This window comes from Sorangium sp. So ce119 (genome assembly GCF_051524405.1).
Classification (GTDB): Bacteria; Myxococcota_A; Polyangia; order Polyangiales; family Polyangiaceae; genus Sorangium; species Sorangium cellulosum_G.
Genome location: NZ_CP150311.1, coordinates 468,011 through 486,810, shown reverse-complemented (window position 1 = coordinate 486,810; position 18,800 = coordinate 468,011). Strand labels below are relative to the sequence as shown.

At 70.3% G+C, this 18,800-nt stretch carries 18 protein-coding genes and 1 pseudogene; 10 read left to right on the top strand and 9 right to left on the bottom strand.

Features of this window, described 5'->3' with window-relative positions:
• The 5 genes from WME76_RS46190 (at position 1) to WME76_RS46170 (ending at position 4,629) form a co-directional block, all read left to right on the top strand.
• Positions 1–1,221, top strand: a complete 1,221-nt coding sequence (locus WME76_RS46190; RefSeq protein WP_437962594.1) for an ABC transporter permease — start codon at positions 1–3, stop codon at positions 1,219–1,221.
• On the top strand, positions 1,214–1,900 hold the full coding sequence (locus WME76_RS46185) for an ABC transporter ATP-binding protein (protein ID WP_437962593.1): 687 nt from the start codon (positions 1,214–1,216) through the stop codon (positions 1,898–1,900). Before WME76_RS46190 ends, WME76_RS46185 begins: the two co-directional genes overlap by 8 nt.
• A complete protein-coding gene (locus tag WME76_RS46180; protein WP_437962592.1) occupies positions 1,897–2,040 on the top strand; it encodes a hypothetical protein in 144 nt (47 codons plus the stop codon). The genes WME76_RS46185 and WME76_RS46180 overlap by 4 nt, the downstream gene beginning before the upstream one ends.
• A 192-nt stretch (positions 2,041–2,232) precedes the next feature.
• Entirely contained in the window at positions 2,233–2,838 is a 606-nt protein-coding gene (locus WME76_RS46175; RefSeq protein WP_437962591.1) for a Uma2 family endonuclease, read from the top strand.
• A gap of 1,086 nt (positions 2,839–3,924) precedes the next feature.
• Positions 3,925–4,629 carry a DUF6968 family protein gene (locus WME76_RS46170; protein WP_437962590.1) on the top strand — a complete coding sequence of 235 codons (705 nt, stop codon included), beginning with the start codon at positions 3,925–3,927 and terminating at the stop codon, positions 4,627–4,629.
• A gap of 107 nt (positions 4,630–4,736) precedes the next feature.
• Here the strand turns inward: WME76_RS46170 and WME76_RS46165 are convergent, their stop codons facing one another.
• The 3 genes from WME76_RS46165 to WME76_RS46155 form a co-directional block, all read right to left on the bottom strand.
• Positions 4,737–5,861 (bottom strand): hypothetical protein, encoded by a 1,125-nt coding sequence (locus tag WME76_RS46165; protein ID WP_437962589.1) that lies wholly within the window; start codon positions 5,859–5,861, stop codon positions 4,737–4,739.
• A 189-nt stretch (positions 5,862–6,050) separates the two neighbouring features.
• Positions 6,051–6,521, bottom strand: coding sequence for a hypothetical protein (locus tag WME76_RS46160; protein ID WP_437962588.1), 471 nt, complete (start codon positions 6,519–6,521; stop codon positions 6,051–6,053).
• A gap of 702 nt (positions 6,522–7,223) precedes the next feature.
• Positions 7,224–7,922 carry a hypothetical protein gene (locus tag WME76_RS46155; protein WP_437962587.1) on the bottom strand — a complete coding sequence of 233 codons (699 nt, stop codon included), beginning with the start codon at positions 7,920–7,922 and terminating at the stop codon, positions 7,224–7,226.
• 286 nt (positions 7,923–8,208) lie between these two features.
• Between WME76_RS46155 and WME76_RS46150 the strand changes: the two genes are divergently transcribed.
• A complete protein-coding gene (locus WME76_RS46150; RefSeq protein ID WP_437962586.1) occupies positions 8,209–8,688 on the top strand; it encodes an SRPBCC family protein in 480 nt (159 codons plus the stop codon).
• A gap of 55 nt (positions 8,689–8,743) precedes the next feature.
• Here the strand turns inward: WME76_RS46150 and WME76_RS46145 are convergent.
• Positions 8,744–9,392 (bottom strand): annotated as a pseudogene (locus WME76_RS46145) (SDR family NAD(P)-dependent oxidoreductase).
• 77 nt (positions 9,393–9,469) lie between these two features.
• Positions 9,470–10,690 carry an FAD-dependent monooxygenase gene (locus WME76_RS46140; protein ID WP_437962585.1) on the bottom strand — a complete coding sequence of 407 codons (1,221 nt, stop codon included), beginning with the start codon at positions 10,688–10,690 and terminating at the stop codon, positions 9,470–9,472.
• An 84-nt stretch (positions 10,691–10,774) separates the two neighbouring features.
• Here WME76_RS46140 and WME76_RS46135 point away from each other — a divergent pair, with 84 nt between their 5' ends.
• Complete coding sequence (locus tag WME76_RS46135) at positions 10,775–11,731, top strand: LysR family transcriptional regulator (RefSeq protein WP_437962584.1); 957 nt, start codon at positions 10,775–10,777, stop codon at positions 11,729–11,731.
• Between the two features lie 100 nt (positions 11,732–11,831).
• Here WME76_RS46135 and WME76_RS46130 read toward each other — a convergent pair whose 3' ends face one another.
• The 3 genes from WME76_RS46130 to WME76_RS46120 form a co-directional block, all read right to left on the bottom strand.
• On the bottom strand, positions 11,832–12,920 hold the full coding sequence (locus tag WME76_RS46130; RefSeq protein ID WP_437962583.1) for an AAA family ATPase: 1,089 nt from the start codon (positions 12,918–12,920) through the stop codon (positions 11,832–11,834).
• Between the two features lie 219 nt (positions 12,921–13,139).
• Complete coding sequence (locus tag WME76_RS46125; protein WP_437962582.1) at positions 13,140–13,619, bottom strand: nucleoside deaminase; 480 nt, start codon at positions 13,617–13,619, stop codon at positions 13,140–13,142.
• Positions 13,620–13,691: 72 nt separating this feature from the next.
• Positions 13,692–14,543, bottom strand: coding sequence for an AraC family transcriptional regulator (locus tag WME76_RS46120; RefSeq protein WP_437962581.1), 852 nt, complete (start codon positions 14,541–14,543; stop codon positions 13,692–13,694).
• Between the two features lie 256 nt (positions 14,544–14,799).
• Here WME76_RS46120 and WME76_RS46115 point away from each other — a divergent pair, with 256 nt between their 5' ends.
• Entirely contained in the window at positions 14,800–15,498 is a 699-nt protein-coding gene (locus WME76_RS46115; protein ID WP_437962580.1) for an O-methyltransferase, read from the top strand.
• A 28-nt stretch (positions 15,499–15,526) separates the two neighbouring features.
• Here WME76_RS46115 and WME76_RS46110 read toward each other — a convergent pair whose 3' ends face one another.
• On the bottom strand, positions 15,527–16,270 hold the full coding sequence (locus WME76_RS46110) for an SDR family oxidoreductase (RefSeq protein ID WP_437962579.1): 744 nt from the start codon (positions 16,268–16,270) through the stop codon (positions 15,527–15,529).
• A 139-nt stretch (positions 16,271–16,409) separates the two neighbouring features.
• Between WME76_RS46110 and WME76_RS46105 the strand changes: the two genes are divergently transcribed.
• Positions 16,410–17,306 (top strand): AraC family transcriptional regulator, encoded by an 897-nt coding sequence (locus WME76_RS46105; protein ID WP_437962578.1) that lies wholly within the window; start codon positions 16,410–16,412, stop codon positions 17,304–17,306.
• A gap of 74 nt (positions 17,307–17,380) precedes the next feature.
• Positions 17,381–18,799 carry a phenylacetate--CoA ligase family protein gene (locus WME76_RS46100; RefSeq protein ID WP_437962577.1) on the top strand — a complete coding sequence of 473 codons (1,419 nt, stop codon included), beginning with the start codon at positions 17,381–17,383 and terminating at the stop codon, positions 18,797–18,799.
• The last annotated feature ends 1 nt before the right edge of the window (position 18,800 follow it).

Sequence of the window (18,800 nt, the reverse complement as noted above, 5' to 3'; positions counted from 1 at the left end):
ATGCCGTTCGAATGGTTCGTGGCGCTCCGTTACCTGCGTGACGCGAAGGGGCAGACCGCGCTGATCCTCGCGGCGGTGTCGGTGGGCGTGAGCGTGATCGTCTTCCTCTCCGCGCTGATCAACGGCCTCCAGGCGTCGCTCATCGACAAGACGCTCGGCTCGCAGCCGCACATCACGTTGCGGGTGCAGCGCGAAGCGGCGCGCCCGCTCGTCGATCCCTCGCCCGATCGCGCCGTCGCGCGCTCCGTGCAGCCCGCGCCGCAGCGCCTTCGCTCCATCGACCAGTGGCCGCTCGTCATGGCCGACGCGGAGCGCGCCGCCGGCGTCATCGCTGCGTCGCCGGCGATCGTGGGCGCCGGCTTCGCCGTGCGCGCCGAGGCGAAGAACGCCGTCGTCGTGCGCGGCGTCGATCCCGAGCGCTTCCTCGCGATCATCGACGTCCGGAGGCGCCTGCTCGCGGGCCGGTTCGACGTCGCCGGGGGCGACGCGGTCATCGGCGCCGTGCTCGCGAGCGAGCTCGGCGTCGGCGTCGGCGACAAGATCCGGATCACGACGACCGAAGGGATCGACGATGTCGTCGCGATCACGGGCGTCTTCTCGCTCGGGAACGAGGCGGTCGACAAGACCTGGGTGATCACGTCGCTCCGCAGGGCGCAGACGCTCTACGCGCTCCCCGGCGGCGCGACGTCGATCGAGCTCAAGGTCGCCGACGTGTTCGCCGCCGAGGCCGTCGCGGGCGAGCTGCGCGGAAGGACGGGGCTGCAGGCGGACAGCTGGATGAAGATCAACGCCGAGCTGCTCACCGGCCTCTCGGCGCAGAGCAGCTCGAAGAGCATGATCCAGTTCTTCGTCATCCTCGCGGTCGCGCTCGGAATCGCGAGCGTGCTCATCGTGTCGGTCGTCCAGAAGTCGCGCGAGATTGGCATCCTCCGCGCGGTCGGCACGTCGCGGGGCCGCGTCCTGCGCATCTTCCTGATCCAGGGCGCCGTCCTCGGGCTCCTCGGGTCGCTCGTCGGATCGGCGCTCGGAGCGCTCCTGTCGAAGCTCTTCGAGGGCCTCGTGCGCGGGCCCGACGGCGCCGCGAAGTTTCCCGTTCAGCTCGATCTCCAGCTCTTCGTGCTCGCGACCGCCCTCGCGATCGGCGTGGGGCTCCTCGCCGCCGTGCTCCCCGCGCGGCGTGCCTCGATGCTCGATCCGGCGTCGGCGATCCGCAATGGCTGATCCGCTGCTCGTCGTGGAAGGTGCGGTGAAGGAATACGGCCAGGCCGTCGTCACGCGCGCGCTCGATGGAGTCGATCTCCGGATCGAGAAGGGCGAGTTTGCCGCGCTGATCGGTCCGTCCGGCTCCGGCAAGAGCACCCTGCTCAACGTCATTGGCCTCCTCGATCGGCCGACGCGCGGGCGCGTGGTCGTCGACGGTAAGGACACGACGGGGCTCGACGAGGCGAGCCTCACCCGGCTTCGCGCGCGGACGCTCGGCTTCGTGTTCCAGTTCCATCACCTCTTGCCGATGTTCACCGCGCTCGAGAACGTCATGCTGCCCGCCTGGGGCGACGAAGGATTCCCTTCGCCGATCATGAAGGAGCGCGCGGCCGAGCTGCTCGGAGCGGTGGGGCTCGCCGACCGGATGCACTTCAGGGCGACCGCGCTGTCGGGCGGCCAGCAGCAACGCGTGGCCATCGCACGGGCGCTGTCGCGCCGACCGCCGCTCGTCCTCGCCGACGAGCCGACGGGGAACCTCGATACCGAGTCGTCGGCGGAGGTGTTCGCGTTGATGCGGCGGTTCAACCGCGAGCTCGGCACGACGTTCCTGGTCGTCACTCATGATCCGCGCATCGCCGACAAGTGCGACCGCGTGATTGAGATCGTCGACGGGCGCATCGCCAGCGACCGGGCATGAGGGTCATACAGGCCAACGGCAAGCCGGCGGAGGCCAACGGCAAGCCGGCGGAGGCCAACGGCAAGCCGGCGGAGGCCAACGGCAAGCCGGCCGCGGCGCCCGGGCCCGCGCCCACGACGGCCGCGCCCACGACCCCTTAGTTCCGCCCACCCGAAGTCCGGCGGCCAGCTCCTTGACCGCCGGGGTGATGCCCTCGCCACGACCGCGGCGCCGCGCGCCTCCAGCAAGCGCGCCGTGGCCCGACCGATGCCGCTCGCTGCGCCGGTGGCGCGGGCAGAGCTGGCAGCACGTCGCGTCAGGCGCCGCCCAAAGGGATTTGCTACCGTCGGGGCATGACCGCATCCGGGCCGAAGGCTGCCCGTCCCGCGACCTTGGAGGATCTCCTTGCGATCCCGGAGGAGGAGCGGCGCCACGAGCTCATCGACGGCAGCATCGTCGAGAAGGGGGCCGCGACCGGCGAGCACGGGGCCGTGCAGCGCAAGCTCTCCGCCTACGTCGACCCCTACGATCAGCGCCCCGGCGGGCGCAGGCCCGGAGGATGGTGGTTCGCCACCGAGGTCGACGTCCACTTCGACGCCGCGAACACCGTCCGCCCCGACGTGGTCGGCTGGCGACGACACCGCGTCCAGGAGCGCCCGCGCGGTATCCCGATCATGGTGCGCCCGGATTGGATCTGCGAGGTCCTCTCGACGAACAAGCGGAACGATCTCATCAAGAAGAAGCGCGTCTATCACCGGCACCAGGTTCCGCACACCTGGATCCTCGATCCCGAGGAAGAGACCCTGTCTGTCTATCGCTGGGCGCAGGAAGGTTACGTCGAGATCCTCGCCGCCGAGCGCGGCGAGCAGGTCCGGGCCGAGCCGTTCGAGACGACTCCGCTGCAGGTCGGCGTGCTCTTCGGCGACGACGAAGACGACGAGCCCGTGCGGGAACCCTAGAGCGCCGATCGGACGCCGGCTCCGCTCGCAGGGCTCACGCGGGGGCGGACGTCATTCCTTCTCCTCCGCGCCGCCTGCCAGCACCGTCTCTCCACCTCTCTCGCCAGGCTCGATGAGCCGGCAGGGCGCCGCCTTCCGGATCCGCTCTGCCAGCGGGCGGGAGTGCGTCGTGATCCACAGCTGACTCCGGGATGCCGCGTGCACAAGGAGATCCCCGAGCGGCTCGAGTAGATCCGGATGCAGGCTCGCCCATGCTCACCTCGATGCCGGCGGCACCCGCCCATGCTGCGCCCCGGGCCTCAGCAGCGACCGCGCTGCTGTGCTTTCGTCCAATCCGGTGATAACGGACGTGCCGCTGGTACCTGAACGACAAGATCTCGTGTGTTTCCCATATCAAACCATGGCGCACCTCTGAGCGAATCGCGGGCTACTTATGGGCTCTCGATAATGTCCTATGGACGTCGTTGGTGATCGGTCGATCGTCGCGGGAGGAAGCATGAATGTTGTCGAATCCATCGAGGCCATGTTTGCCGTATTGTGCGTTGGTTGCGTGGTGAATCCAGCCGAGCAGACCGCGCATGAACCGTCAGAACTGGATGTTCAGGAGGCGAGCGTGGATTATTTGCCTCCCGCTTCGATGTTTGCGTCTGCGCCGCGGGAGGAGGTGGCTGCTGAGGCGCTCGACGAGCCCTTGTCACGAGGCACCTGTGAGGATGCGTGCGAACGATATCATCAGCGATGGAGTCTGCTTTGTGGCCGTGTTCCAAGAAATGTCAGGCGGCAGTGCCACTCTGAGTCGATGGAAGGATACGGGCTATGCCAGAAAAATTGTCGCAAGGGATGCGAGGCTGCCGGTTCAGCTATGCACGACAGGTGGGAGCTGTACTGCGACGAACGTTGCCCGTGGTACTACAAAGGCGAATGTACCCTGCGCAATAGGCTAGGGCGCATAGCGTTCAATCGCGAGTGTGGCTGAGTACGGCATGTGGTATGGGCCACGCTCTGAAGAGCTACAGAGTCACGTTTGAGCTTGGGCGGACGCTTCTCCCGCTTGACTGGGCGTCCGTAGCGAGTATCGGACGACGCATGGACAAAATCCTCGGAGAGCGGAAGCTGGTGTTCAAGCCTTCCGACGGCTCACCGGCTCAGACGGTAGTCGCCCGATTCGGCCATCCAGAACCAGGAGGCGACGGTACATGGTATGTAGACGTCCAAGTGGAGCAAGCAGGAAAATCCTGTATGGCCGACCAGGCGCACGGCCTGGACCAGGCTCAGGCCCTCTTGCACGCGTTCCTGATTCTCGATGCTCACCTCGAGGCCATGACGGAACACGGATCCGTTGAGCTGCCCGACGGCAACGAACCCGTAGAGCAGGAGGCTACAGAGGAGACGGAAGCTTGGCGCTTCGGGTCGAGAGTCGCATTGGACCACGTCTCCAGGTTCAGCAACGAGCTGATGCTTGCAAAAGTGGATGTTCTTGGTGAGCGAGAGCTGACGCTGAAGAGGAAGGATGGCAGCGAGGAAAAGGTCATCGTGCGCCTGGGACATCCGTATCTATCCAGAGGCTGTTGGCGCGCTCCGTGCGAGATTGTCGGGCCGAAAGGCGCGGTGCAGCGTCGCTCTGGATCAGGAGAAGACTCGATCCAGGCGCTGACGAGTCTGCTGTATCTCGTGCCGATCCTCCTGGAAGGCGTCGCAGAAGAAGGGGAGTTTTATACGAAGGAAGGTGCGGCCGGACACTGGTTCCCTCGAATTTTGCTCGAAGAGCCGCCGGATAAAGCGGCGAGGTGAAGCTCAGATCCGCCCACGGCACCGGAGCAGGCAGGCCGGCGTTCGTCTAGACCTCTAGACCTCCTACCGCGCCGCGGCGGCTCCGCCGGGCGGCGGATCCGGCGAGCTCAGGCGATGCAGCAGAACGTGGACGGCTCGGCCGGCTGGAGCTCGCCGACGGGCTCGCCGCCCTGCGGCGCGCACGCGCCCGGCTCCACCGCCACGACCGCGGCCGACTTGCTCCCCAGGCCGACGCCGGGCGGCGTCACCCCGCAGAACGGGACACTCGAGCTGACCAGGGTCGACGCGACAAGGTCGGTGCACGCCGCGTCGCGGTACACGGACGCCATGATCGTGCACGAGGCGCCGGTCGGGTCGCCGCAGCTGCAGGCGGTGCAATCGCGGCCGTCGAGCACGCCCCTGTAGAAGACATGCCTCCGGGCGTAGCCCTCCGGACAGCCGGCGTCGCCCTCGTGATAGATGCAGGTCAGGAACCCGGGCGGCGCTGCCGGCGCGCAGGTCGTCGCGTCGGCGCACGCGGTGTGCGCCCCGGCGACGCAGGCCTTCGCGCGCGTCGCCCACCGGGGTGCCTCCTGGGGGATGGCCTGCGGGACCTCGATGCGTGGCGTACACGCGCCGGCCGCGAGCGAGGGCGCCGCGACCGTCAGCGACTGTACGCAGGGCTCGCCGTTGCAGCGCTGATCGGCCGGGATGGCGCTCTCGGCGCTGCAGGCGCCGTCCCATGCGTCGGGCGCGGCGAACGACGTGGCGACGGCGCCTGGCTCGTCGCCGGGGCACGAGGACGACGACGATGCGGCCCACGCGGTGGGGAGCGCGCACGAGACCTCGGCCGGGTCGCACGCGCAGGTCGGGCACGTCATCGGCGCCTGCTCGAGCTCGGCGAAGCCCTCGTACCCGATCGTCGGCGCGGCGGCCGGGCAGTCGGGGGTGGCCTCCGGCGGGCCGAACCAGAGGAGCGCCGGGCCGGACCAGCCGAGCGGCGCGGGGGAGACGCACTGGCCGGAGCACAGCGCGCTGTGCGCCTCACCGCCGTCGCCGCCCTGGCCGCCGTCGCCGCCCTGGCCGCCGTCGCCGCCCTCACCGCCGTCGCCGCCCTGGCCGCCGTCGCCGCCCTGGCCGCCGTCGCCGCCCTGGCCGCCGTCCGGCTCACAGCCGCGGCGATGGTTGGCAATCTCTTCGGGCGTACACGGGCCGTAGATGATCCCTGGTTCTTGGGTGCAGCCAGCGCTCAACAGCGCCAGCGCTCCTGCAAGGGCAACGCATGACACGCGCATGCGGTGAACCCTACTCGAACGATGAACTTCAGCGCAAGGCGGGTGTCTCCCGGCGAGCCCCGTGAGCCTTGAGCGTTCCGTGGATTGAGGAAAATTTCTCATCGTTCTCACCCTGGGGAGGGCAGATGTCCTTGCTGCCGGATCTCCTCATAGGTTCAGTTGTAGACCGATCCCGAACGCTACACCGATCGCAGGAGCGCTCCAGACCTGGTCTTCTGATTCGGTGATGCCGCGATGGCGGAGGAGTGACCAGTCGACCAGGCGCTGAACCGCCTCGGTCGTTCCGTACCCAGAGAGGCTCGCTGAAAACGGCCACGTGACGCCCGCTCGCGCGCCGATTCCGGCGCGAAGACCCAGCAGCGATGCCGGGTTCAATGGAACCTCGGGCACGGCACGGAGCACGCCGAGCTCTCCGACCCCGCACGCGAAGAGAAAATGCCGGTGAAGGCACATGGCAGCGCTCGCGGTGAGCGCCGATGTCGCCACACGCACGTCCTCTACTCTGGTCGAAAGCGACGAGAGTCCGCGGGCCTCCAGCGTGACCGACCATGCCGGCCAGCGTCCCGTGACCGCCAACGTCGGTCCAGCCGCAACGCCGGGCGTCAGGCCCAGCGCCATGGTCGCGCCGGCGCCAACGGCCCAGCGGAAGCGCTCCGCCGTAGCTGGCCCCGCGCTGCTCGGGGGCGGCGCCGTGCCCGGCGGACGTGCGCGCGGCGCCTTGCCGGGCGGGCGCGCGGGCGGCACCTCGCCCGGCGGGCGCGTGCCCGGCGGCGGCGCGGGCTGCCCCGCGCACGGGCGCTCGGGGGAACACGGCGCCTCCGCCTTGCGTCGCGGATTCTTCCTGCGGAACCGGCGCTGCCTGCGGCGGCGGGAGCTCGCCCGTGTCGTCGAGCTGCACGGCGATCGACAGGGCCGCCGTCGAGACCAGCGTCTCGCAGTCGCCGCGGGTCCTGTAGCCGTCGGCCCAGAGCACCAGGCCGCGGCGGTCGCGGAGGTAGATCGACGCGATGAGCTCGCCCTGCCCTTGTTCTATCGACACCGCCACCGTGAGCGGAGCCTCCGCGTCGAAGGGGTCGAAGCCCATGCGCCGGGCGGTCTCCGCGCGCAGGAACTGCTCGTCGGGGCAGCGCTCGGTGCCCGGGCCGCGCGTGAGCTCGATCCGCACACGCGCCCGGCGCGGTCCCGGATCGGCCCGGACCGGCGCGGCGGCGAGCTGCGCGGCAAGGACCGCGACCATCGAAGCGAACGCTGCGCGCCGCGGCTGATTTCCCCACCTCGAGCGGGGGGCCGCGACGCGCGCGTGAAGCGGCGGCGCTGCGCTCATGGCCGCTCGTGCCCGGCCGTGCCGCCGGTCGTCGTCGCCGGCAGCGCCTCCGCCCTCGACCGAAGCCGCTCGCGCAGCAACGTCAGCCGGCTCCGCGGAAATCGCCGCGCGTGCGCATCGATGTGCTCGAGGGAGGCGCCGCGCTCGCCATGCAACAGCGCCTCCTTGGCCGCATCGAGCAGCGCGAGCTCCTCGTCGAGCCGATCCTGGCCTTGCTCCGGGGGCGCCGGGGCGCGCCCCGAGGCGGCGGGCTCGCGCTGGCCTCGCTGATCGATCGTCGGTGCCGCGGGCGCTCGGGCGCCCGGGACGTCGTCGGTGGGCGCGGCATCGCCGGAGCGCGCGGCGTCGCCGGAGCGCGCGGCGTCGCCGGAGCGCGGCGCCTCACCGAGAACGCCCGCGGGGCGCGGCTCCGGCGCCGGGGCCGGATGTGCGCTCCGCGCGACCAGGAGCGGGCTCGCGACCGCGCCGAGGTGGCGAGCCCATGTCACCGGTGCCGAAGCGAGCGCCGTCGCCAGGAGCACGCCGCCGGCGACGCCTGCCGCACCCCACCCGAGCGCCGGGCGACCGGCCCGGCCGAACGGGCGCGCGATGTAGGCGCCGAGCAGGACGTCCTGGCACAGGTCGTCGAGGTCGTCCTCGGCGACGCCGAGGAACCGGAGCATGCCAGGGAGGACATGAACGGCCGTTGTGTGCATGGAGGTCCAGGCGCCGTGCTGGAGCGGGGCGGCCGGAGGATGAGAAGGGCTCATACTCAGAGTTACGGGGCGCCTCCCGCGGTCGTCACGGAATCGGCCCGGGCCGAGGCCCTCCGCCCGGGCCGAGGCCCTCCGACCCGATGCGGTCCCGCTCCGACCCGATGCGGCCCCGCTCCGACCCGATGCGGCCCCCCTCCGACCCGATGCGATGCCAGCTCGGACGAGGGGTGCTACCAGCCCCTTCCTGGCTGTGCCCGGAGGACCGGTGGCGTGGTAGCTTGTGCCGGTGCGAGACCCAGCCGCCAGGGGCCGGACCGATACCGCGTCGCTCGTCGTCGCAGCTCAGCCCGACGCGGTCTACCGTGCCTTCGCCGACCCCGACGCGCTCATGGCGTGGCTCCCGCCTGACGGCATGACCGGTCGCGTCCTCGACTACGACTTCCGCGAGGGCGGTCGCTACCGCATCGAGCTGACCTACGATGAGGCAACGCCCGTCGGCGTGGGAAAGACCACCGGGAGCACCGACGTCAGCGCCGGGCGCTTCCTCTCGCTGGAGCCGGGCAAGCGCATCGTCCAGTCGGTCTCGTTCGACTCGTCGGACGCTTCGTTCGCCGGCGAGATGGTGATGACGTGGTCGTTCGAGGCGCTGCCCGCAGGGACCCGCATCACCATCACCGCGGAGGACGTCCCGCCCGGCATCAGCCAGGCCGACCACGACGCCGGCCTTCGAGCGTCCCTGGAGAACCTCGCGCGCTACCTGGGGTGACGCCTGCCTCGCGCGCGCAGCGACCAGGCCGGGGGGCCCGCCGGGGCGCCGGCGCTCACTCCCCCGGCTGGATGGCGACGGAGTATCCGCCGTCGGCCATCACGATGGAGCCCACCATGAAGCTCGCCTTGTCGGACGCAAGGAACGCGACGACCTCGGCGATCTCCTCGGGCGCGGCCGCGCGACGGATGGGGGCGCCTCTGCCGTGATCGCGCAAGAACTCGCGGCCGTCGATAGGCTGCGATCTGCGGGAACCCGAAGAAGCAGGCGTAGGAGCCGATATTCACGATCGCCCCGCGCCTGTTCGGGATCATCGCCCGCAGCGCCTCGCGCGAGTGCAGGAACACCCCGGTGATGTTCACGTTCATGATCGAATTCCAGTCGTCCAGCGACATGTCGATCACGAGCTTGTTGATGATGCGCGCGGCATTGTTGACGAGGATATCGAGCCTCCCGAAGCGCTCGACCGCGAGCGCGACAACGCGCTTCGCCGTCTCCTCCTGGGCGACATCCCCGACGAACGGCACGACGCGGCCGTCACCGCGGGCCAGCTCGTCGACCGCCGGGCTGATGTCCTCGGCCACGACCGCGGCGCCGCGCGCCTCCAGCAAGAGCGCCGTGGCCCGACCGATGCCGCTCGCCGCGCCGGTGACGATCGCGACCCTGCCTTCGAGATCACGCTGTAGGTGTTCGATCTTGCTCATGTTCTTCTCCCGAGAGCGTTGCGCGTGTGCTCTCCGGTCGTTCCTGGTAACCGTCCAGGAAGATCGCATGCCCCTGGCTACCGCCGCTCCGGAGGGGCATCGCCAGCGCCGCCGTCGTACTGTTTGAAATCGAACGGCAGCGTCAGCGCTCCGAAGTCCGGGATGCTGCCGACGGGGGCGGTCTGCCCCTCGTCCATCGGTTCGTCAGGCTTTGCGTTCTGCTCCAGCGCGATGTCCTGATTGCGAACCACGTACGCGCGCAGGCCGTCCTCGTACGCGGCGATGCCACGAACCAGATCATCCTTGTGCATGGCGAGCTCGCTGGCGAGAACGTAAGCGCCGACCATCGCGACCGAGGTGGCCTGCCCCGTACCCAGAGAGACGGCGTAGCCAGCATCGCCGACCAGCACGATCCGCCCGCGTGACCAGCTGCTCATGCGGACCTGGCTCAGCGAGTAGAAGTGGAAGTCGGTCGCGCGCAGCATGTGCTCCACGATCTGCGGGATCACCCAGCCTGCGCCCGCGACGCGGTCGGCGAGCAACCGCTTCTGCGCGTCGACGTCGCGGACGTCGTGGTCGAGCTTCTTCGGCGCGTTGAAGCCGAGATACGTCCTCGCGTTGACATCCTTCCGCAGGCCCATGACCAGCGCGCCGACGGAGTCCGGCTGCCGGTACATGACCTGCCAGCGCTCGAGGCCGAGGAAGTTCGGCATGCCGAACGTCGCGACGTACAGGTCGCCGAAGGCGCGGACGAACTGCTCATCGGGGCCAAAGGCGATCCGCCGCACCCCCGAACCCACACCGTCGGCGCCAACCACCAGCTCGAAGCGGCGAGGCGCAGCCGTGACGAACGTGACGTCGACGCCCGACTCGTCCTGGGTCAGCGACGCGATGGAATCGGCGAAGAGGTACTCGACCTGAGCGCCCGCGGCCTCGTGAAGCACGTGACACAGGTCGTCGCGCAAGATCTCTACATCGGGGCTGTCGAGTCGGCCGCCCGTCAAGGTGCTCTCCGTGCTCCGAAAGACCTCCTGACCGGCCGAGTCGACCACGGAGATGCCCGTCAACCCGGTGCTTCGATCGCGAAGCGCGGCGAGGATGCCCATCCGCTCCGCGACCTCCAGGGCCGGCCCCCGGACGTCGAGCGCGTGTCCGCCCGGGCGTAGATGCGGCGCGCGCTCGACCACGGTGACCGCGAAGCCGTGGCGGGCGAGCCAGGTTGCGATGGTGAGACCGGAGACGCTGGCGCCGGAGACCAGCACCCGGGAGGCGGGACGCTTCGGGATCGTCGATTTCATGAGAAGCATGGTGCGTCTCTCGAACCGAGCCGTCCAAGACATTGATCGCAGGGCTATGATGCCTGTAGGGTAACGGTTCAACCCATGGAGCTCCGACACCTCCGCTACTTCGTCGCGATCGCCGAGGAGCAGAGCTTCCGCCGAGCCGCCACCAGGCTCCACGTCTCGCAGTCTCCATTGAGCCGGCAGATGAAGGACCTCGAGGAGGAGATGGGCGTCGAGCTCTTCGCGCCCGAGGGACGCGGGATCAAGCTCACGGCCGCCGGGAAGTCCTTCGCGGAGAGAGCCAGGGGCATCCTCGCGAGCGTCGACGCGGCCGTGGACGAAGCCAGGGGAATCGCCGAAGGCAGGCTCGGAACCGCGGTCATCGGCTTCGAGACGGGCACGACCTTCATGGGCTCGTTCCTGTCCCTCGTCGCGGCGTTTCGCCGGCGAACGCCCCGCGTCGGCCTCGAGCTCGTCCCGATGAGCAGCCTGGAGCAGTGGACGGCGCTGCGCCAGGGGACGATCGCCTTCGGCTACGGGGCCTACGCGCCCGATGACGACGCGCTCGACCACCTCGAGATGACCCGCGATCGACTCGGGCTGCTCCTCTCCCCTGAGCATCGACTCGCGCGGCTCAAGAAGATCCGGCTTCGAGACCTCGAGAGCGAGCGCCTGCTACTCCAGCCACGTCAGCTCTATCCGAGGCTCCACGCGGACATCATCACGGCGGGGCGCGCGCAGGGCGTGACGCTGCACGTGACAGCGGAGGTGCTCGATCTGGAGGCGCTCATGGCGCTGGTCGTGATCGGCGACGCGGTCACCTTCCTCTCGGAGAAGTTCTGGGAGCTGGCTTCGCAGACCTCGTTGCTGTGGCGGCCCGTCGAAGATCTCCACATCGATCTGAGCGAGGTCGTCACATGGCGCGCGGAGGACGACGGCGTGCCCGTGGTGCGAGCGCTGATCGAGAGCGCGCGAGAGGTGAGCCCGCTCCTGCAGCACGCCGCAGGCCGCGCGCGCTCCCCCAAGGCCGCCACGCGAAAGCGCAACGAGCGCTGAGGCGTCTTCCCGGCGGTCACGAGGCCGACACGTCCCCTCCGCGCCTGGGCGGCTGCTTTGCTTTGGCGGAGGTCGGCGGCTGCCGGAGACTGGGCGGACGTCATTCATCCTCCGCCGCGCCGCCCGCCAGCACCGTCTCTCCACCTTCCTTCTCAAGCTCGATGAGCCGGCAGGGCGTCGCCTTCCGGATCCGCTCGGCCAGCGGGCGGGAGTGCGTCGTGATCCAGAGCTGGCTCCGGGATGCCGCGTGCACAAGGAGATCCCCGAGCGGCCCGAGCAGATCCGGATGCAGGCTCGTCTCCGGCTCGTTCAGCGCCATCAGCAGCGGAGGCCTCGGGCTCAGCAGCGCCGCCAGGAGGCAGAGATAGCGCGCCGTGCCGTCCGAGAACTCGCGGGCGTCGAGCGGCCGCGACATCCCCGGCAACCCGAGCTCGACGCGGAACCGCCCCTGCGTCGAGGAGACCTCGAGCGACGCGCCCGGGAACGCGCTGGTGACGGCATCCTTCAAGGCGCCCCTGTCGCCGATGTCGAGGATCGTCGCCAGCGCCGCGGCGAGATCGTGGCCATCGGTGCTGATCACCGGCGTCCGCACGCCGACCTGCTCCACCCGCAACGGCGCGCCGGCGTCCGTGCGGAAGTGATGATAGAACCGGAAGTTCATGAGCTGTTGCCGCACCGCCGAGAGCAACGGAAAGCGGTGCGGCTCCACCACCTGGGACAGCACCGACTCCGAGCCCCAGAGCGAGAAGGGGAAGGTCACGCGGTGGCCGTCCACGTCGCGCGCGAAGGCCGAGCCCGCGGCCCGCTCCAGCATCGGCAGGCGGCGGCGCTTGTCGAGCAACCAGAGGTTCTCTTCCTTGATGTCCGGGTCCAGCGCGAACGGCCCTGCAGGCGGCGGCGTCAGCCCGCACTGAAGCTCGTAGACGAGCTGATCCAGCCGCAGCCGCAGCGTCATCCGCACCGGACCCTTGCTGCGCTGGCCAGCCCAGAGCACCGAGGGCATTCCCCCCTCCTCGGCCAGGGTGCGCGCAAAACTCCCGCTCGCCGCGGCGCCGAGCAGCACCATGGTGCGATAGAGGTTGGTCTTGCCGACGCCGTTCGGCCCGACGATGACATTGACCTGCGCGAGGGGGAGGGTCAGCTCGCGGATCGAGCGATATCCGGCGACGTGGAGCTCCTGGACCGTCATCCCGCCCAGGATAGCCCGACGCCGGCCGCTTCCACAGAACCGGCGCGGCTGCCAGCCGCTTCTTGCGGGCCGAACGCTCGAGCACTCGGGCCGATGACCCGACTCACTGCTCGCCGCCCTGCGCACCCTGCGCCTTGACCACGCTGATCTCCCCGTGGGGGCCTTGAAAAACCAAAGGACCCTTCCATGGGCGTCCTCCCGCTGGTACGGCCACGCGCGTCAGCGCGCGGAATGGAGGCGTCGAAACAGCTGACGAACCTCTTCCGCGAGGCTCTGGACGGGACCTTCCACGGGCAGTCCCGGAACGACATCGCGGATCGGCAGGCATCGCACCGGAGGCGCCGGAAGGCCCCACTCGGCGAGCCAGCCGGCCAGTTGTGCCGAAGAGCTCGCGTACACGATGCGGCCGAGCTGGACCCAGCCATGGGCCGCGGCGCACATGGGACAGTGCTCGGTCGAGGTGAAGACCGTCGCCGCGGCTCGCTCGTCGGGGGCGAGGTTCGCCGCCGCCCAGCGCGCCAGCGCGAGCTCCGGATGGCAGGTCGGATCGCCGCCGCCCACGCGGTTGTGATCCTCGGCGAGGACCGTTCCGTCCGCCGCGACCAGCACGGAGCCGAACGGCTCGTTGCCGGTCTCCAGCGCCAGCGCCGCGAGCTCGACGCAGCGGTGCAGGTGTCTCATCTCGGTGTTGCTCGGCATGGTCGTTTCCTTCAGGGGCACGGGAGCACGGCTTCGTTCGGACGGGAGGGGCCCTCGCAAGAACAGGACCGCTCATGATCGAGCAGGCGCGGCCAGGCGGCTCGCCATGTACCGCGCGGGCGACGTCCCGAGCGCTTTGCGGAACATGGTCACGAAGCTGCTCGCGCTCTCGTAGCCGAGATCCAGCGCCACGCTGTGCACGGCCGCGCCGCGGGAGAGCCTCTGGATGGCGAGGATGATGTGGAGCTGCTGGCGCCAGCGGCCGAAGCTCAGGCCCGTCTCCTCGACAAGGAGACGGTTCAAGGTGCGCTCGCTGACGCCGATTCGCTTCGCCCACGTCCTCGTCGTCACGCCGATCGCCGGATCGGCGGTCATCGCATCCACCAGACGACGGAGCCGCGGATCGGTCGGCATCGGCAGGCGATGCTTCTCGATCGAGACCGTCGCGAGCTCGTCGAGGAGCACGCTCACGAGGCGCGCGTCCGGTCCCTCGAGATCGTAGAGCGCGGGGCGCGTCGCCAGGCGCAGCAAGAGCTCGCGGAAGAGCGGCGTCACCGACACCGCGCAGCAATCCCGCGGGAGGTCCGGCGCCGCGCCGGGCTCGACGAAGACGCCGTAGCCCTCGAGCGGCGCGCGCGCGCGGATCCGATGCGTCACTGACGCGGGGATCCACAGCGCCGATTGCGGCGGCACGATCCAGAGGGCGCTCGACGCTTCGCAGATCATCTCTCCGCGCACCAGGTACAGGAGCTGCGATTCGCGGTGCGCGTGAGGCTCGCTCTCGAGCCCGCCGGTCGCCATGGTGAGCCCGATCGCGTTCACCGGCCGCGCGACAGCCGTCTTCCAGCGCCCACGCGCCGCGAGCGCGAAACGGCTCGCGAGCGACTCGAACGACGCCATCGCGCCACCGGGCTCGTTCGCCACCTGGACGTCTCCGTGAATCGTCCAGCCCGTCGGATGCGCGATCCGTGTCGCCCTCGACCTCTGCCGCTTCGCCGCCACGTCCGTTTTGATAAACAATTTGTCCTGATTGCGCAATGCGGCCAGCGGCGCCGGCCGCTAGGTTCACCTCCATGCCATCGCCTTCCACCGCTTCCCCGGTGTTCAGCGCTGGAGGCAACGCCTGTGAGGAGGGCAAGCGAATGCTCCGAGAATGTGTGTCTGTGACCGGAGGCCGACCATGAAGTCCGATCCCTTCGCCGTTCTGCCCGATGGGCGGGTCCGCGCCGTGCTGCGGCGCCTCCACGACGAGGCCGACCGGCAGATGCCGGGCGTCCTCCTCCACTTCTTGCCGCAGCTTCCGCGGATGCTCCTCGGCCGCCGCATCGACGCCCCGGGGACGGAGCTCGACTTCGCCGACAAGTACATCGCGCTCGGGCGCGACCAGGGCGCGTTCTGCTACCTGACGGCGCGGGCGCTCCGCGCCAGGACGATCGTCGAGTTCGGCACGTCCTTCGGCGTCTCGACGCTGTGGCTGGCGGCGGCGGTGCGCGACAACGGCGGCGGCCGCGTCATCGGCACCGAGCTCGTGCCGGAGAAGGCGCGGCGCGCGCAGGCGAACCTGGAGGAGGCGGGGCTCGCGTCCTTCGCCGAGATCCGCGTGGGGGACGCGACGGAGACGCTGCAGGCGGACCTCGGCGAAGTGGACTTCATGCTCAACGACGGGATGCCCCTGCGGGCCCTCGACGTGCTGAAGCTCGTCGCCCCGGCCCTGCGTCCGGGCGCCGTGGTCGTGACCGACAACGTCGGCGTCTTCAGGGCCGACTACCGCGATTACGTCGCCTACGTGCGCGATCCGCGCCACGGCTTCGCGTCGATGACGGTGCCATTCCGCTCGGGCACCGAGTACTCGGTCCGGCAGCCGGAGCGCCCGGGCTGATCGGGGACCAGCGGCAGCCCCGACCAGCTCATCTCGCCCGAGCCAGCGCCACGGCGTCGGGGCCGGCCGGGAAGCGGAGCTGCCCCGAGGCGTCGTTCGCGGCGCGCCACACCGCCTCGGCCACGTCGGACTCGCTCGTCACCAGCGCTGGCCGCTCGAAGGACGCGAAGATGCGCTGTGCGTAAGGCGCGTAGGCCTCGGGGATCAGCCCTTCCATGCGGGAACCCCCGTTGCTCGCGAAGCGCGTCGTCGGGCCGTAGCCCGGCTCGACCAGCTTCACGCGCACGTCGAAGGCCTCGAGCTCGAACGCGAGCGACGCGGTGAACCCTTCGATGGCCGTCTTGCTCGCGGTGTACACGGCGACCAGCGGCATCGGCGCGAGCGTCGCGCTCGAGGTCACGTTCACCACCACGCCCGATCTCCGCGCGCGGAACCGGGGCAGCACGGCTTGCGTCATGGCCATCACGCCGAACGTGTTGGTCTCGAACACGTCGCGCACCGTGGTCATCGGCGTGGCCTCGAACGCGCCCAGGAGCCCGATGCCGGCGTTGTTCACGAGAACGTCGATGGGCCCGCTCGCCTCCAGCGCAGCCGCGATGCTGTCGGGCCTCGTCACGTCGAGCGCCACCACGCGCAGCCGGTCCGACCGAGGCAGCGCGTCCTCGCGCGGCGTTCGCATCGTGGCGATCACGCTCCAGCCCTGCGCGTGGAAGCGGCGCGCGGTCTCGAGTCCATAACCCGAGGAGCAGCCAGTAATGAGCACGGTCTTCATCGCATTCCTCCATGGTGAAGCTTGCCGCCAGCGGCAGCTCGTCGCCGCGAGGCGCGCGGCGTTCATGGGGGGAACCTAGCGACAGTGTGCTGGACTATCTATCATTGGTAGTCCACATTTTGTTTGCTACAGTCCAGGGATGAGCGACCCGCTCTCGGAGGTCATCGCGCTGCTCCAGCCGCGCGCCGTGTTCTCGAAGCGCATCAGCGGCGCCGGGCGATGGGGTGTTCGCTACTCGGACTTCGGCCAGCCGAGCTTCTGCGCCGTGCTGGAGGGTAGCTGTCGTCTCGCCGTGGACGGGGAGCGCGCCGTGACGATCGAGGCGGGCGACTTCGTGCTCCTGCCGGCGACGCCGGGCTTCACCCTGTCGGGCTTCGAGCCGGTGAGGCCAGAGCGCATCGACCCGAAGGTGGCGTCCGCGCCGACGGAGGAAGTCCGCCACGGCACGCGCGGCGGGCGCCCCGACGTGCGGCTGCTCGGAGGGTATTTCGTCTTCGATTCGCCGGACGCGGCGCTCCTGGTGTCGCTGCTGCCGGCGCTGGTGCACGTGCGCGGCGTCGAGCGGCTCTCGGTGCTGGTGCGGCTCGTCGGCGATGAATCGAACGAGCAGAGGGCGGGTCGCGACCTCGTGCTCACGCGGCTCGTGGAGGTGCTGCTCATCGAAGCGCTGCGGCTCACTCCGGGGGACGACGCGCCTCCGGGGCTCCTGCGCGGGCTGGCCGATGCGCGGCTCGCGCCGGCGATACGACAGATGCACGGTCAGCTCGCGCGCTCGTGGACGGTGACCGAGCTCGCGAAGGCCGCGGCCCTCTCGCGCTCGGCGTTCTTCGAGCGCTTCGCCCGCACCGTGGGCCTGCCGCCGATGGAATACCTGCTCGCCTGGCGCATGGCCGTCGCGAGGGATCTGCTCCGCCGCCACGATCTCGGGATCGCCGAGGTCGCCGAGCGCGTCGGCTACGGCTCGGCGAGCACCTTCAGCACCGCGTTCAGCCGATACGTGGGCGAGCCCCCGGGCCGCTACGCGCGCGCGGGCTAGCCAGGGGCCGGAACCGAAGCCTGGTTGTCCGTCGCGACGGGCACGCATCCCGCGTGTTCCTGATGGATACTACCATGGCCACCATGAACGCGACGCTCACCGACGCCTGGCTCACCCTCAAATACCTCCTCGACGCCCGCGCTGCCACGCGCGGCGGGGCCGGGGCGATCGCCGCGCGCCAGCGCCGGCGCCTCCAGGACCTCATCGCTCACGCCCGCGCACACTCGCCCTACTTCGCCGAGGCCTATCGCCACCTCCCGGACGGCGTCTCGGACCTCACCGCCCTGCCCGTGACCACCAAACGCGCCTTGATGGCCCGCTTCGACGACTGGTCCACCGATCGTGCCGTCACGTGGCGGGCAGTCTCCGAGTTCATCGCGGACCCCGCCAACATCGGGGCCGACTTCCTCGGTCGCTACGCCGTCTGGACGACCTCCGGCACCACCGGCGAGCCGGCCGTGCTCGTCCACGATCGCCGCTCGCTGGCCGTCACCATCGGCGTCGGCGCCGTGCGCGTCCTGCCGGATCGCCAGACCCTGTGGAAGCTGATGCGCCGTGGCGCGCGCACGGCCGGCGTCTACGTCACCGGCGGCCACTTCCTGGCCTACTCGATGACCACGCGCCGCCTGCGCGAGCGGCCCTGGACCCGCCGGAGCTTGCGCGTCGTCTCCGCGCTCGATCCGCTCGACCGCATCGTCGCCCAGCTCGACGCCTTCCGGCCCACGATCCTGGGCGGCTACCCCAGCGTGTTGAAGCAGCTCGCCGGCGAGCAGAGGGCCGGGCGCCTCCACCTCGACCCCGTGCTCGTCACGGCCGGCGGCGAGGCCCTGAGCGACGAGGCGCGCGCCTTCATCTCGGAGGCCTTCGGCGCGCCCGTCACGAGCCCCTACGCCTGCTCCGAGGCCGGCATGATCGCCGCCGAGTGCGCCGAGCGCTGGCAGCACGTCAACGCCGACTGGATCGTCCTCGAGCCCGTCGACGCCGATCACCGCCCCACGCCGCCGGGCGAGCAATCCCACTCGACGCTGCTGACGTACCTCGGCAACCGGCTCCAGCCGATCCTGCGCTACGAGCTGGGCGATCGCGTCATCGCGCGCCCCGACCCGTGTCCCTGCGGCAACCCGGCGCCCGCCTTCCGCGTGGAGGGCCGCACCAACGACGTGCTGCGCTTCCGCGCCGAAGGCGGCTCCGTCCGCGAGGTGCTGCCGCTCGCGATCGGCTCGTGCTTCGACGAGGCCCGCGTCGGCCGCTTCCAGCTGGTGCAGACCGCCCCGGAGGCGCTGAGCGTCCGCCTCGAGCCGCAGGCCGGGCCCGAGGCCTGGGCCGAGGCGTCGCGCGGGCTGCGCGCCTTCCTCGACCGCCAGGGCCTCGCCAACGTGGAGGTCCTCAGGGCCGCCGAGCCGCCCGCCGCGGAGCGCTCCAGCGGCAAGTTCCGGCAGATCTTCGCGCTGCCGGGGGCGTCCGAGCCAGCGGCCGCCGATCCGCGCGCTTGAC

What these genes read in the sequence shown, in the direction of transcription:
- WME76_RS46140 (WP_437962585.1), bottom strand. Translation starts at nt 10,690, where the DNA reads ATGAAATCGACGATCCCGAAGCGTCCCGCCTCCCGGGTGCTGGTCTCC.
- WME76_RS46100 (WP_437962577.1), top strand. Translation starts at nt 17,381, where the DNA reads ATGGCCACCATGAACGCGACGCTCACCGACGCCTGGCTCACCCTCAAA.
- WME76_RS46130 (WP_437962583.1), bottom strand. Translation starts at nt 12,920, where the DNA reads ATGACGGTCCAGGAGCTCCACGTCGCCGGATATCGCTCGATCCGCGAG.
- WME76_RS46160 (WP_437962588.1), bottom strand. Translation starts at nt 6,521, where the DNA reads ATGGCGCTGGGCCTGACGCCCGGCGTTGCGGCTGGACCGACGTTGGCG.
- WME76_RS46190 (WP_437962594.1), top strand. Translation starts at nt 1, where the DNA reads ATGCCGTTCGAATGGTTCGTGGCGCTCCGTTACCTGCGTGACGCGAAG.
- WME76_RS46105 (WP_437962578.1), top strand. Translation starts at nt 16,410, where the DNA reads ATGAGCGACCCGCTCTCGGAGGTCATCGCGCTGCTCCAGCCGCGCGCC.
- WME76_RS46180 (WP_437962592.1), top strand. Translation starts at nt 1,897, where the DNA reads ATGAGGGTCATACAGGCCAACGGCAAGCCGGCGGAGGCCAACGGCAAG.
- WME76_RS46185 (WP_437962593.1), top strand. Translation starts at nt 1,214, where the DNA reads ATGGCTGATCCGCTGCTCGTCGTGGAAGGTGCGGTGAAGGAATACGGC.
- WME76_RS46170 (WP_437962590.1), top strand. Translation starts at nt 3,925, where the DNA reads ATGGACAAAATCCTCGGAGAGCGGAAGCTGGTGTTCAAGCCTTCCGAC.
- WME76_RS46125 (WP_437962582.1), bottom strand. Translation starts at nt 13,619, where the DNA reads ATGCCGAGCAACACCGAGATGAGACACCTGCACCGCTGCGTCGAGCTC.
- WME76_RS46115 (WP_437962580.1), top strand. Translation starts at nt 14,800, where the DNA reads ATGAAGTCCGATCCCTTCGCCGTTCTGCCCGATGGGCGGGTCCGCGCC.
- WME76_RS46110 (WP_437962579.1), bottom strand. Translation starts at nt 16,270, where the DNA reads ATGAAGACCGTGCTCATTACTGGCTGCTCCTCGGGTTATGGACTCGAG.
- WME76_RS46175 (WP_437962591.1), top strand. Translation starts at nt 2,233, where the DNA reads ATGACCGCATCCGGGCCGAAGGCTGCCCGTCCCGCGACCTTGGAGGAT.
- WME76_RS46135 (WP_437962584.1), top strand. Translation starts at nt 10,775, where the DNA reads ATGGAGCTCCGACACCTCCGCTACTTCGTCGCGATCGCCGAGGAGCAG.
- WME76_RS46155 (WP_437962587.1), bottom strand. Translation starts at nt 7,922, where the DNA reads ATGCACACAACGGCCGTTCATGTCCTCCCTGGCATGCTCCGGTTCCTC.